Here is a 13,848-nt window from a genome sequence, read left to right as displayed (position 1 = left end):
AATATTAATTTTAATACTATTATTATCTTTAAAAATAATATTATAACTATTTGTTAGATAGGTAAAATATTATCATTAATATTAATAAAGAAGGGCAATGATGAAAACTAATTCACCATTTTCGTTCATCATCGCATAGGAATTATCTGGATGGACCTGTACGGATAAATCCATATGTGCATCCAAAATCTTTGTTAAAAGAGGAAATAAATCTCCTTCAGGATTTCCAAATAATTCAGGGTGTTTCTTCCATAAAATGTCGAGCGTCATTCCTGCAAATTTGCCATTTTCTATCACCGAAGGACCATTTGGATCAGCAGAAATTGCCCAGCATTCCCCTGTGTGATCTGTTGGAATTTCATATTCAAATATCTCTCGTAAAGCCTGTCCTCCCCAAATTCTTTCTTTAAAAACGGGTTTTAAGAAAAGGGGCTTCCAATAAATGGGGAATTGGCTTTTTACCTGCATTTAGTATAGAGGAGCAGGAGGAAATTGTAGGCATTTCTTTTCAGGATGAAAATTTTCATTTTTATAGTCAATTACTTTATCGAAAAAGTAGTTCCCATGCTTCGGTTTATCAACACTTGATAAGTCTCTTTCAAAAGGAAAAAACACCTATGAAGTTTTACAATAAAAGGTAAATGCAAAAGGAATATTAAAAGGGAGTATCGATTATGGTAAAAAGACTTTCTATGGTTTTAATGATTATGATATTAGCTATTTCTGCTTTATTATTAGTTGCTAAAAATCCAACAGGTCCTAATACTGTTTCATTCGATGAACCACTAAATCTTTTGATGTCTCTCGGAACACTAATAGTACTATTATTACCACCTTTGATTTTATCGTTTTTTAATCATCTTGCTCTAAATATCATTTCTGCCATTTATCAAGCCTTTATAGTGTTGACGTTTTTAGGTCTTATTATAGTAGGTTTTGTGATTCCTAGTATTTGGATAATTGTCATTGGCGCTCTAGATGCCATTGTTGGCATTAGTAGTATTGTTATGACTATATTTGAGGGGGTAAAAAAGGGAAAGTCAGTTACTAACTAAAAAGTACAGGGTAAAGAAATTCAGTATTTTTTGTTGTAAATAATGATTATCTTTTGAGACAAACAGATGCTTATGTAGAAAAAGGGATAGCTGTAGCGACCCCTTTTTCTTGTTGGGCTAGCGGGGAAGCTCCTGGAATTAATGAAATATATGAATCGAAAGGGAATTTAAACGTATAGTTACTATCTTTATTTGGTGGTGTATGATGGATAATCCTTATAAGGTTGCTAGTATCTGTGGAACGAGTAAGGTAGGACGTCGTATTGCTACTAAAGCATTTTATATACCTTATTTTATGCATAATTTGTATATAAATCTTTTTTATCCAAGATAAATGCATTCATTCCCTTCTATAAACGATAGTTTTTGATATTCCTATATAAAAATTATCGTTGTAGGAGAAAGTTTAGAAGGGGCTTATGTTAGATAAAGTATACATTTCTAAATGTCGATAATCATTCATTATCTCCATCTTTAACAGTTCGGATGTCAAATAATCCGAGTTTCTTCTATAAATATAGAATAACTTATTGACAGAAAATTAAAAAGATATTATGATTATTTTCATGATATTGATAATCATTATCAAAACAAGAGGGAGAAAGTTAACATGAAGAAACTATTTATTCCAGTTTTACTTTTACTAGTACTTTTAGTTAGTGCTTGTGGCAATAAGTCCACTGAAGAAACAACAGGGGATTCAGCAAAGAAAACGAAAAAAGATACGATTACCTATCAATCGGAAAATGGACCAGTTGAAGTTCCGGCAAATCCAAAAAGAGTAGTTGCGTTAACAAATGCTGGTGATGTGCTGGCTTTGGGAGTTAATCTAGTAGGGGTAGAGACTTGGTCGAAACAGAGTCCTATTTACGAAGAGCAGTTGAAAGATGTAGAAGTGGTTTCAGATGAGGACTTAGAAAAAATAATTGAATTAAATCCAGATTTAATCATTGGAGCAAGTACGAATAAAAATTTGGATAAGCTGAAAGAAATTGCACCAACTGTAACATATACATATGGGAAATTAGATTATTTAACACAGCACTTAGAAATTGGAAAGCTTCTCAATAAAGAAAAAGAAGCACAGAGTTGGATCGATAGTTTTAAAGCAGAAGCAAAGGCAACTGGAGAAGAAATTAAAGCGAAAATTGGGGAAGATGCCACGGTTTCCGTTATTGAAAGTTATGAAAAAGAAATAGGTGTATTTGGTGATAGTTGGGGAAGAGGGACAGAGGTTCTATATCAAGCAATGGGATTGAAAATGCCAGATAAAGTAAAAGAAATGACATCAAAAGATGGATATTATATGCTTTCTCAAGAAGTTTTACCCGAATATGTTGGTGATTACTTAATAGTTAGCAAATATAATGATCAAGATAGTTCATATCAAAATACAGAAACCTATAAACAAATGCCAGCTGTGAAAAATAACCATGTGTTTGAAGCAGATGGAAATGCATTCTTGTTTAACGACCCATTAACGTTAGAATATCAACTAAAGTTCTTTAAGGAAAACTTTTTAAAGTAAGCAGTGGGGACGGCTCTCTTGCTTCCTTTGGATTAAATAAAATAGAATATTGTCTACAAAGGATGCCAATTAGATTATTGGCATCCTTTTTGTGCGACGGGAGTCGTATCTTTGCTCTTGATTAAGCTTTTCAAGGCACCTACTATTGCTTTAAAATTACTGGTTTCGCCTCTTAGAAATAGGGTTACTATGCTTAGTAAATGAACTTAAGTAATTTTTTAATCACATTTAGAAGTTTTGATTGGTCTATTTATTAATAGTAAAGATTTTTTGCTATAATAAACAATGATGGGCATGTCAGTTTTTATTAGTTCTTTCTATTGTTCTATTTATATAAAAGATACTGGATTTAATATTAATGATAAAAAATATTTTGCTTCTTATGGTGATGAAAATGATCTTTAAAGAATTTTTTGCTAATTTAGCTATACTTGTTTCCCTTTTGTTTTTTTATTCTCAACTTCTTTATTCCTTTTCCTTCCATTCTAAATCTCCTATTAAATTAAAATTACTAGCAGGTCTATTTGGAGGTATTTTATGTAACATACTTATGTATTATAGTATTCATGTTGAAGATACATTAATTGACTTAAGGTTTATTCCTACTATCCTGCTGGCATATTATGTCGGTCCATCAGCAGCATTGATTTCCATGCTTTTTACTATTATAGGAAGATTTTTTATATCAGTAAGCTTAGCTTCCTATTTTGCCATTGTTATAAGTGTAGCTGTGACTTTATTTGCTATTTATTTTTCAAAGAAAGATATTCCTTTAAAAGTAAACATTTTTTATATGATAACATTCAATAATTTAGTATTTTCAATTGTACTTAGTTTTTTTGTAAACAATAATATTTTGCTTTTGAAAGTATTATTTATATACTGGCTCATATCATATTCAGCTGCTTACTTAGCTTTTTATGTTCTAGCAACTATACGTAGAAGTCAAAAATTACTTATTAAATATCAAAGGGAATCAACAACAGATGAATTAACGGGGCTAAACAATGTAAGGAAGTTTGATGAAGTGTTTAATAAGTTAGTAAATGAGTTGAAAACAAATAAACAAAAATTGTCTTTACTTTATATTGATATCGATTTTTTTAAGCAAGTAAATGATACATATGGCCATGCGGCAGGAGATATGGTACTAAAAGAATTAGGATTAAGACTTCAAAGGTGTACAAGATCTTTTGATATCGTTAGTAGAAATGGTGGGGAAGAATTTACGGTATTATTGTTAGATTGTTCATTAGATAGAGCGGTGGAAATAGCAGAGAGAATTAGAAAAAATGTGGAAGATACTCCTTTTATATTAAGTAAAGGAACGCCTATTCATCTTACCACTTCAATTGGAGTGGCTTGTTATCAAGATACTACATATGATACCAATAAGATAATTGATGATGCAGATAAGGCTTTATATCAAGCAAAACATTCGGGGCGAAACAAAGTGTGTATTGCCAAGTAATAACCAAAGGAAAACACACTTCGTATAGTTTATTTAAAAAAGAACAATCGTTTGTAAAATTGGTAGTATGCAAATCATTTTTTGCGTTATTTTTCCTCTATAAATGAAGTGTACCCGCATTCGATAGAGGTGTTCTCAAAATAATTGGAGAAATGATCAAGATATTGAAGATCTAATAATGATGTATTGAAAAATTAAAGGGAGAACCTTCTTTATAATAGGAGGGCTTCTTTTATATGAGCAAGAATATTAATAAATAGCAGGTGAATAAAATTATCATACTAAAATTAATTTTAGTATGATAATTAAAGTTAATATTAAGTATATAATTAATATTAACTTTAATTTAATTGTATCTTTTTATTAATAGAATTTTGATAGATATGATATAATCTCTCTATGAATAAATAAAAAAGGAGCATTTAGTTAGCCAGGAAGAACAAATTTTACGTGTTGGAAAAACCATGATTGAGGGTTATGCTGGACGTAATTTATAATTGTTCCCTTAACAAATGCATTTGATTCTGATTATCTAAACAATATTTTAAAATGGATAGGCGATATTCCGTTCGATAGAGCTTTTTTGTAGCATACAAATGGATATATAACGGAATGGTCAGAAGAGCAAGGCTTTAAGAAAGTTTCTTATGAAGACATAGAGTTATATCATTTGTTTTTAGAAAAAAACAACAAAGAAGAGAACAAATACGACTTGTTCATTAAGGTGTTAAATACAGTTTAAAAGAAGAAGAAAGAATAAAAAGGGGCATATAAAATGGGTGCAAAGGTATTAGCATGTAGCACAAATAAAGGCGGCGTTTTAAAGTCTTCCTTAACAGTTAATCTAGCTGGGGTTTGGGCATCCCAGGGAAAGAAAGTTTTAATCATTGATATGGATAACCAGGGAAACAGTCTTGTTTCATTTGGAAAGAATCCCGATAATTACGAGGATACTATTTATGATGTACTTATGGATGGATTAGCTGCTGAACATACCCTAGTGAATGTATGGGAAAATATTGATGTACTACCTAGTAATGATGACATGAGATTTTTTGAAAATGATTTGAAAGAAAGCGGCAGAGATCAAGGAAGCGATAAATTCATGTTTCTAAAAAATGCTGTGGATCATTTGAGAAAACAATATGATATTATCCTGGTAGACAGCCCACCGACATTAGGTACCACACAGGGAAATATACTTGCGTTTATTGACTATGTTATGATTCCGTTTCAGCCAGAACCGTATTCACAACGTTCGCTTATTAAAATTGTAGAAGCCGTTCAAGAAATGCAACAAGAGATTAATACAAATATTGAAATCCTAGGGATACTTGCAACATTAGTGGATGCAAGAGCAACCGTTCATAGTGAAATTATTACGGAATGTAGACAATTATGTGAGGATAAAGATTGGCATATGTTTGATACGGTTATACCACGATCTATACGTTTTGCAGATGAATTAAGAAAGTCTGGGCTTCCGGCAACTTTATCTTATCCGAAGCATTATATTGTAAAGCGTTATTTTGACTTAGTAAAGGAGATTGAGCAGAGATGGCAAGAAATAGAAATAAATCAAATGGTTTAATGGGCTTTAATGATGTAGCAACACCAAAAAAACCTGAAAGCACTAACTCTAATATTAATTCTGATGTTAATTTTAAAGAAAAAGTAGATCCATTAGAACGATTGATGGAAGAACATCCAGCAAAAGAACTGACAACGATATTAAAAGGGATTTATTTTGACAGCGAAGTTGCTGATGTTATCGATAAGCAAGCAAAAAGTTTAGGCCGTGGTGGGAAATCCAAAATCGTTAACGATATTGTAAAATCATATTTTCAAGAAAAAGGACTTTTATAAGACATGAAAACCTCGGACTATATTAAATTAGCCGAGGTTTATTTATTAGATTTCTTTTATGGTCATAATATGTTTTGTATCTATTGCATTTCCAGTTAGCTTTATCAACATTATAAAGTTGGCCACATATTCTTTCGCCTGTAGTTAATCTCATTTCTACACTTTTAAATAGGGGTTTACAACGTTAAGCATTTTAATACAAGTCTTATGAGACACTATAAATTCTAATTTAGAGGTGCTTTGGAGGCTTTACTTTATTGATATTGTGAAAGAATACACTTAAAGTAACGGGAAGGTTAGTGCAACCTTATTGATTCCATTTGGGAATCGATTTTTTGTTTATTATTTATTAGACCACTCAATATTAATTGATAAAATAAACTTAGTGGAAATTGCCATTAATCGTTGGGAAGGGGAAGTTATATGGATACAAAGATGGCTCGAAATCGAGCTGAGTTATCAGGAAAGTTAACAAACGTATTAGATTCCAGAACGTTAGCAAACTCTCACCAAAGACTTGCGGAAATACTAACGGAAGGTATGGCAATCCTCGATGTGGGTTGTGGCACAGGCGCAATAACACGAGGAATAGCAGAAGTAGTAGGTCCAAATGGACGTGTAGTAGGAATTGATAGTAACCCGAAACTAATTGAGAAAGCACGTGAAGCTCATAGCGAAACACCAGGGTTATTCTTTGAAACAGGTGATATCTATAATCTCCCTTATGAACAACAATTTGACATTGTTACCTCTTCACGGGTATTAATATGGTTATCCGACCCATTGAAAGCATTAAAAATGATGACATCTGCTGTAAAAATTGGAGGCCGCATTTTAGTGGTTGATTATAACCATGAAAAAATTTCATGGGAACCACAGCCACCCTCCAGTATGCTTCATTTTTACTCTGCCTATTTAAAATGGCGTTCGGAAGCAGGTATGGATAATTCGATTGCCGATAACCTTTTTGAAATGTTTCAAAAAGTTGGTATGAAGGATATTACTATCACTCCCCAACACGAAATAACAACGAGAGCTTATCCTAATTTTCAAAATCGTATGGGGATATGGGCTGATACTGCGCCAAGTAGAGGAATTCAAATGGAAAAAGACGGTTTCATTACTGAAAAAGCTTATCTGAAGGCAGAAAAAGAATATCGGGAATGGATGGTTCAGGATGCCCAGTCTTTAACGATGTATATGTTAGCTGTTGAAGGAGTAAGGTGCTTATAAATTATCCAAGAAGGACGCCAACAAAAGTTAATTCCCTTCATATAAATTGATAATTATGAATGTCTATATTGATGTGATTTCTTTTGATGAACCGATTATAACTGAAATTCAAAAAATTCTTTTTTGAACGAACAGGTGCTAGAGTGGCAGATTGATGGCTGTTATTTTGGCAGCCTTTTTTTGTGCTAACAGGCAGGAAGAAGGAATTTGTTTTTATTTGTTGAATTTCTAATTTAATAGAAAAATTAATGAAATTAGAGAAGTGAAGGAGATAATTATTATGATAAAAGGTTTCGGGGGAATATTTTGGAGGGCTAAAAATCTAGATGCTATAAAAAAATGGTACAGTGAAGTGTTGAAGATTGAAATAGAAAATTGGAATGGGACTATTATCAAACCCCATTCAGGAAATGAAACTATCTTTTCTTTCTTTACGGAAGATGACAGCTATTTCCCAACAGAACAGCAAGTGATGTTAAATTTCCAAGTTTATAATCTAGACGAGGCTATTAAACATCTTGAACAAATTGGTGTACCTCTTGTAAAAGAAAAAGAGATTAGTGAATTTGGTAAGTTTATTTGGATTGAAGATCCTGAAGGTAGACTAGTTGAGCTATGGGAAAAATAACGGGTTGTAATTATACATATTTTGTTGAACGAACGGGTACTAGAGTGGCAGATTGATGGCTGTTATTTCGGCAGCCTTTTCTTTATTGCTAACGTGACATTTAGTTTAAGTACTTCCTTCACAACATAGAAAGAGCCAACCTTCATATTTGGAAGATTGGCTTTTTCGTAAATAGTATAATTTTTAATACCATTCATCATCCACTGGCTCTAACCATTCCGTTTGATCTGAAGTCAATACTAAGTGTACAATTTTTTTGTTTGAACGTTTGAAAATTACTATTCTCGTTTTGTTACATACTTCAACCATAATCCACCATCATCTAGTTTTTCGACTTCCTTTAAGAAGAAATTTACTGGTTTCGGTTTATTTAGAAAAGTACTTGTTTCAAATAGTGTCACAGAGTTAGATGCACCATCTGCAATTGGAACTAAAATCAGGCTTAATTCATCCATTAATCCTTCATTCAAAAAGGAGCCGTTTAGAAAACCTCCACCTTCTAGCATTAATTTATCAATTGAAAATAGTTTCTTTAGTTTTTGTACTACTACAGTAAAATTTAATTGTTCTTTCCCACCAAAGATATAAGATATACCTATTTTTTTCAGATGAGCTAAGTAAGCATCAGATACTTGCTCTGTTAGTACCTGTACTATGTGATCATCCGTCCTGTGCTCATTCCATGATTCGATGGAATTTTCCATCCAGCCTAATTTCCCAGTGGGGTCTACTGCTATAGCATAACTTTCAGCATTTTTGTTTGCAACGTAATCGGTTCTAGGGATAGATGGGATGTTTTCGTATAATAAGTCTAATTTATGTCCAAAGGTAAAGTGTTCTTCCATGGTAACCCTACCACACATCCAAGCTTTAGTTCCGTAACGCTCATGGATTTTTTCGTATACATCTGTAAAATCACCTGCTCGTTCCACTTTCAAATAATCTCCAATAATTTTTCCATCCAATGATGTCAGCATGTGGCAAATTATATATGGTCTTTCCAAAGATATTGCTCCTTTCTAAAAAAGTAGTCGTGGAACACATCCTAATGCTTAGGATTGATATAAAAAAGCCCTGTATAACAGGGCAATTCTTATCCTGAACTATTATTTTAATTTGTTATATTCCTCATCTGTTACTGGTTCCAACCATTCCGGCGTACCTGCAGTAATTGCAATGTGCTCAAACCAGCTGTCTTTTGCAGCACCATGCCAATGTTTTACACCATTATGGGTAACAATAACATCACCAGCTTTTAAGAATTGAGCAGGTTTTCCTTCTTCTTGGTACCAACCTTCGCCACCAGTTACTAATAAAAGTTGAAATCCATCACGATGAATATGCCAATTATTTCTGCATCCTGGTTCAAAAGTTACATTCCCAACACCAACATTCACTTTAGGATCAGCAATTAATGATTTAAGATAACTTTGTCCCACAAAAAATTGGGCATATGCTTCATTTTTTTCACCCACTGGAAAAATAACGCCATTTTTTACTTCTTCATATTTTGCCATTTTATTTCCTCCAATAACTAAATTTTTTAATTATTAGCCAACTTGAACAGTTGGTCGAATAATCATTTCATTAATGTCTACATCAGATGGTTGCTCAATAGCAAAGGCAATTGCACGAGCAATGCTGTTGGCATCAATTGCAATTTGGTAAAATTCATCTAATCCTGCTTTCATCGCTGGGTCTGTTGTAGTTTCTAAAAGTTCACTAGTAACAGCTCCAGGGGAAACATTCGTTACACGGATATTCGTGCCGCTCATTGCTTCTTCTTGACGTAACCCTTCTGAAATGGCTTTTACTGCAAATTTGGTACCACAGTAGACCGTCCCACCAGGGTAGATGTTATGTCCAGCTACTGAAGAAAGATTAATAACATGACCGGATTTCCGTTCTCTCATAGATGGAACAATCGCAGCAATAGCATACAAAACACCTTTAATGTTAACATCAATCATCTTATCCCACTCATCCACTTTATTTTCAGCAAGAAAAGCTTGTGGCATGATTCCGGCATTGTTAACTAATACATCTATTTTTCCAAACTCCTTAAGAGCAAAGGCAGCGAGTTCTTCCATTTGTTTACGAGAAGTAACATCTGTCACTTTATAAATAGCCTGTCCGCCATTATTTTGAATCTCATCTTGTAATTTCTTTAAACGGTCTTCACGACGCGCTGCAAGTACCAATTTAGCACCTTTTGATGCAAGTTCTTTTGCAGCAGCTTCTCCAATCCCAGAAGAAGCACCCGTAATAATGACAACTTTATCTTGAATATTAGACATAATAAATAACACCCTTTCTTAATTTTCAGGAATCATTTCATTAACGCAAGCTAATGCGTTTAGTGTTCTTGGAAAGCCCATATATGGAAGGCAGTGGGTGATGGTAGAGATCAATATTTCCTTGTCATTGCCCACCTTTAGGTTGCCCTGCACATGTGCCTTTACTTGACCTTCTGCACCGCCTAGCGCACTTATAATGCAGAGTGTTAACAACTCCCGTATTTTCAAATCAAGTCCGCCACGGGTGTAGAAATCTCCGAAGCAAAAAGCGGAAAGATAATCTTGTATGTGCTTTTGATTGGACGGAGCATTCTCTCGCATTTTTGCGATTGTCTCACCAAAAATTTCTACTTGAGTTGCAAGCCCTTTTTGAAAACGATTATCTTCATTTACTGTCTTTTGACTTTCAATTGGTAAAGCGATATTCTTCGCTTTAAAAACTTCATTGACTTCATTGATAGCATTCAAAGTTTTAGGGAATCCAATATACGGAGCACACTGGTAAATAGCCTCTTTGATTTCTACAGGTGTTAAACCAATATTCAGTGCCGCACTAACATGTGCTTTAAGTTGTGGAAGCGTCTGATTAGTAGTTAAAACTACTATAGTGATTAGTTCGCGCAACTTGTCATCTAGCTTCCCTTGATAGAACACTTCGCCAAAAATAAACCGACTTAAGATGTCCTGAAAATCAGGATCAGTAGAATATGTTGCTGGTATGCCATCGCCAAAAAGTTGTTTGAATTTTTCCTTGCTTTTTTCAATGCGGTCCATATCTCAACCCTCCTATTTGAATCAAATTTACTCTTTTATTATGCGAAGATAGTTGATTGAATAAGATGTAACAAATAAATACATCTTGATGTAATATCGCACATATGTGTATAATTATAAACATTATCAAAATACCTACAATGACCAATTACCCTCCATTTGTGTCTTAATGCACAGATAAAGGCTAATTGTGCATTTTGTTATAAAGAAAGATTGGTGAGTTGGATATGAAGGTAAGTAGGGTGGATAGAAGGGTAATCAAATCACAAGAAGCAATCAAAAAAGCTTTTATTGAGCTAATGGTTGAAAAAGCTATTGATGAAATTACGATACAAGATATTGCTGATAGAGCAAATGTTGGCCGGAGAACAGTTTATCTCCATTATTTAGATAAATATGATTTACTGGAAAAACTGATTGAAGAACATATTAACGAATTAAGGAAACTATGTGAATCGGCATCTGAGTTAAGTTTTACTGAGGGGAATCTGATGTGGTTTGAATACTTTGAACGTAATTCTTCCTTCTTTTCCTCTATGTTTGTGAGTAAAGGAGCACCTGTTTTTCGCAGTCAATTTCTAAAGTTTGTTATCGAGGAGTTAGAGGCTGAAGTAGATGTGAATCAAGAGCAAAATCAAGGATTAAGTAAGGATCTAATTCTTAAGTTTTTTGGAGCAGCAATAGTAGAGATAGTAGAAGCATGGTTCACCAATGAATTATCTGAACCGACTCAAGTCGTGGCAGAACAAATGGGGATTTTGTTAGATAGAAATTTTTAGACACCTTCTCGTATCCAACTCAGGAAGTTGAGTAAGGATTGCTCACGGAAGTGTATTTATTTCCTATAAATAAAGTAAATAATTCATAAACAAAGACAGGATATAACTATAACCTGTCTTTGTTTGGGAATAATACTTTTGTTAAACAGAATGAGTTTTTTCTCTTAACACTTCCAATTTCCCATGAAGGTTAGCTCTACATAAAATAAAGAAGGCAAGCAGTAAACATACTAGATTAACAAAACGAAATCCTATAAAAGTGGCAATTGTATATTTAGACGGAACTAGCAAGGAAATTGTAGGTCGTGCATTAAAAGACTATGCCAATAGGGATGAGATCGTCCTTGCGACAAAGGTTTATCATTTTAAGCGAGTAGACCCCCACCTCAAAGAACGAAGTGAGTAGGCGGGGGATGAAGCGCTCCTTTTTTTGTTTTCCAAGTCTTTTCGAATGACAGAATGGGATAGATTCGCTAGAATAAAAACGAACAAACGTTCTGGATAGGTCGTGAGAAGTGATGAAAGCTCATTTTACGAATCGAATCTACAAAGAGGAGAAAATTGGTGTCATTCCATGGAGTCCATTAGCTAAAGGAAGATTGACCCGTAATTGGAATGAATCAACTGCAAGGTCAGAGAACGATGATGCTGGAAGAGCCTTCTACTCAACTTATGCAGAGGCAGATAAGTTAGTAATTGAAAGGGTTGCAAAAATTGCAGTAGATCGCGGAGTTCCTCGTGCACAAGTTGCGCTTGCATGGGTACTGCAAAAGGAGCCGGTAACAGCCCCAATAATAGGAGCCACGAAAATGTCACATCTAGAAGATGCAGTAGTTGCTCTATCTGTTAGGTTGACCCCTGAAGAAATAGGATTCCTGGAAGAGCCATATGTTCCTCACCCGATAGTTGGATTTAAATAATAGAAATAGGAAGATATCTAATATTTGTTGTTATTTCGGTCTAAGAAAATGGTTAACCATCGCGTTAACCATTTTTTTAGATAGCCACTTATAAATTTCTCTCTAGTAAGATTCCCACTTGTAATGCCATTTCTTCTGGTGAAATTGGCATGCCATTATTGATCCACCATTCCACTAAACCAACATAGGACGTCACAATAAACTGAAGAATAACCTCTTCATGCAACTCGGCATTTTTTCCTTTTGATCCAGCCACTTCATCCTTGAATTCTTCTATCAAAAACTCATGAAATTGGCTGCGGAAGTAGGTGGCACCTTTGCCTTCAAGCATAGTAGAGATAAACAGGTAATTGCTTTCAAGATATTTGAACCAAGGCAAATTTGCTTCACTGTATTCTGCATCTGCGGTGGCTTCACATAATTCACGGAGATTGTTAATATGTTCTTTGATAAGCTTTTCCAACAGATCATATTTATCCAAGTAATGAAGATAAATAGTTCCTCTGCTTACATTTGCCTTGTCGGAAATATCTTGTATTGTAATGTTATCAAATTTTTTATCAGACATTAAATCAATCAGTGCATTTTTAATCGCTTCCTGCGATTTTAAAATTCTTCTATCTATTTTAGCCATTTTAATCACCAACTTTTAATTATCAACTATTACTAATTATACACAAGTGTTCAATATTGTCACAAGGTTTATTTTTATACATACTGCCAAGTTAAATTAGTGAACGAAGAAGATGGTAAAGAAATTATCACTGATCATAAAGGTAAGTATGTGCGTCAGAACGGAACTTGGTAAATCCAGTTAGAGAAGAAAATAAGGAGTATATTGTTTCAGAGCGAATGAATCGTGCGATGACAACAATAGGTGCTCTTATGAAAGATGGAAAGGTTAATGCCAGAGATGCTGCAGACTCTTTGAGTGAATTCATAAAAGCTGCAGAATTAGAAATTATGCAAGAATTGATGGAAAAAAAGGCCTGATTTAGGGGAGTTGGCTTGATTTTTTAACTATTATTATAGATTGTTTTTTTTAAAAAAATGAATGCGTAGAATTTTATAGTTTTATTTCTGCAGAAAAAGGGGGATGGCATATATAAATATAGGAGACTTTTATTATACTAAATTTTACTAATATTAACAATAATATTAATTTTAACTGTTTTATGATAATAAAGTTAAAAACTCCAATCATCCTATTCGACAATCAGGACGTATTATTGAATAATATAGTAAAGAGATTATGAAAATTCCAACTTAAACTAACGGACAGATTAGCTCACTAAGA

15 protein-coding genes and 2 pseudogenes are annotated in these 13,848 nt (G+C 33.6%); 11 read left to right on the top strand and 6 right to left on the bottom strand.

The features are described 5' to 3' along the window. Positions 1–108: 108 nt before the first annotated feature. Positions 109–468, bottom strand: a pseudogene (locus tag CWS01_RS16370) (type I phosphomannose isomerase catalytic subunit); the annotation flags it as partial. Between the two features lie 206 nt (positions 469–674). On the opposite strand from CWS01_RS16370, the gene CWS01_RS16365 reads away from it, so the two are divergent. The 7 genes from CWS01_RS16365 to CWS01_RS16330 all read left to right on the top strand — a co-directional run bounded on the left by CWS01_RS16365 (position 675) and on the right by CWS01_RS16330 (position 7,781). Next, on the top strand, positions 675–1,055 hold the full coding sequence (locus CWS01_RS16365; RefSeq protein WP_101178247.1) for a hypothetical protein: 381 nt from the start codon (positions 675–677) through the stop codon (positions 1,053–1,055). Between the two features lie 610 nt (positions 1,056–1,665). Then, on the top strand, positions 1,666–2,583 hold the full coding sequence (locus CWS01_RS16355; RefSeq protein ID WP_101178245.1) for an iron-hydroxamate ABC transporter substrate-binding protein: 918 nt from the start codon (positions 1,666–1,668) through the stop codon (positions 2,581–2,583). A gap of 358 nt (positions 2,584–2,941) precedes the next feature. Further along, the gene (locus CWS01_RS16350; RefSeq protein ID WP_235852093.1) at positions 2,942–4,054 is read left to right on the top strand and encodes a GGDEF domain-containing protein; all 1,113 of its coding nucleotides are present in this window, start codon (positions 2,942–2,944) and stop codon (positions 4,052–4,054) included. Positions 4,055–4,829: 775 nt separating this feature from the next. Next, positions 4,830–5,645, top strand: a complete 816-nt coding sequence (locus CWS01_RS16345; RefSeq protein ID WP_101178244.1) for a ParA family protein — start codon at positions 4,830–4,832, stop codon at positions 5,643–5,645. Further along, the gene (locus CWS01_RS16340; RefSeq protein WP_101178243.1) at positions 5,612–5,920 is read left to right on the top strand and encodes a hypothetical protein; all 309 of its coding nucleotides are present in this window, start codon (positions 5,612–5,614) and stop codon (positions 5,918–5,920) included. The genes CWS01_RS16345 and CWS01_RS16340 overlap by 34 nt, the downstream gene beginning before the upstream one ends. 435 nt (positions 5,921–6,355) lie before the next feature. After that, positions 6,356–7,153: a methyltransferase domain-containing protein gene (locus tag CWS01_RS16335; RefSeq protein WP_235852092.1), complete on the top strand. Its 798-nt coding sequence runs from the start codon at positions 6,356–6,358 to the stop codon at positions 7,151–7,153. 280 nt (positions 7,154–7,433) lie between these two features. After that, complete coding sequence (locus CWS01_RS16330; protein WP_101178241.1) at positions 7,434–7,781, top strand: VOC family protein; 348 nt, start codon at positions 7,434–7,436, stop codon at positions 7,779–7,781. A 278-nt stretch (positions 7,782–8,059) separates the two neighbouring features. Here CWS01_RS16330 and CWS01_RS16325 read toward each other — a convergent pair whose 3' ends face one another. The 4 genes from CWS01_RS16325 to CWS01_RS16310 form a co-directional block, all read right to left on the bottom strand. Further along, positions 8,060–8,785 carry a RibD family protein gene (locus CWS01_RS16325; protein ID WP_101178240.1) on the bottom strand — a complete coding sequence of 242 codons (726 nt, stop codon included), beginning with the start codon at positions 8,783–8,785 and terminating at the stop codon, positions 8,060–8,062. 102 nt (positions 8,786–8,887) lie between these two features. Next, positions 8,888–9,298, bottom strand: a complete 411-nt coding sequence (locus CWS01_RS16320; protein WP_101178239.1) for a cupin domain-containing protein — start codon at positions 9,296–9,298, stop codon at positions 8,888–8,890. Positions 9,299–9,331: 33 nt separating this feature from the next. Next, a complete protein-coding gene (locus tag CWS01_RS16315; protein ID WP_101178238.1) occupies positions 9,332–10,078 on the bottom strand; it encodes an SDR family oxidoreductase in 747 nt (248 codons plus the stop codon). Between the two features lie 18 nt (positions 10,079–10,096). Further along, complete coding sequence (locus tag CWS01_RS16310; RefSeq protein WP_101178237.1) at positions 10,097–10,852, bottom strand: carboxymuconolactone decarboxylase family protein; 756 nt, start codon at positions 10,850–10,852, stop codon at positions 10,097–10,099. A gap of 227 nt (positions 10,853–11,079) precedes the next feature. Between CWS01_RS16310 and CWS01_RS16305 the strand changes: the two genes are divergently transcribed. The 3 genes and pseudogenes from CWS01_RS16305 to CWS01_RS16295 form a co-directional block, all read left to right on the top strand. After that, the gene (locus CWS01_RS16305; protein WP_101178236.1) at positions 11,080–11,631 is read left to right on the top strand and encodes a TetR/AcrR family transcriptional regulator; all 552 of its coding nucleotides are present in this window, start codon (positions 11,080–11,082) and stop codon (positions 11,629–11,631) included. A 259-nt stretch (positions 11,632–11,890) separates the two neighbouring features. Further along, positions 11,891–12,037 carry an aldo/keto reductase gene (locus tag CWS01_RS16300; protein ID WP_407938576.1) on the top strand — a complete coding sequence of 49 codons (147 nt, stop codon included), beginning with the start codon at positions 11,891–11,893 and terminating at the stop codon, positions 12,035–12,037. Positions 12,038–12,179: 142 nt separating this feature from the next. Continuing rightward, positions 12,180–12,551: pseudogene (locus tag CWS01_RS16295) on the top strand (aldo/keto reductase); the annotation flags it as partial. Positions 12,552–12,639: 88 nt separating this feature from the next. On the opposite strand, the gene CWS01_RS16290 reads toward CWS01_RS16295, so the two are convergent. Beyond that, positions 12,640–13,185, bottom strand: coding sequence for a TetR/AcrR family transcriptional regulator (locus tag CWS01_RS16290; protein ID WP_101178234.1), 546 nt, complete (start codon positions 13,183–13,185; stop codon positions 12,640–12,642). Between the two features lie 167 nt (positions 13,186–13,352). Here CWS01_RS16290 and CWS01_RS16285 point away from each other — a divergent pair, with 167 nt between their 5' ends. Continuing rightward, positions 13,353–13,544, top strand: coding sequence for a hypothetical protein (locus CWS01_RS16285; RefSeq protein WP_101178233.1), 192 nt, complete (start codon positions 13,353–13,355; stop codon positions 13,542–13,544). Positions 13,545–13,848: the final 304 nt, after the last annotated feature.

This window comes from Niallia nealsonii (genome assembly GCF_002835805.1).
Classification (GTDB): Bacteria; Bacillota; Bacilli; order Bacillales; family Cytobacillaceae; genus Niallia; species Niallia nealsonii.
The sequence above is the reverse complement of the archived record's forward strand: the minus strand, read 5'-3'. Positions and strand labels throughout refer to the sequence as shown.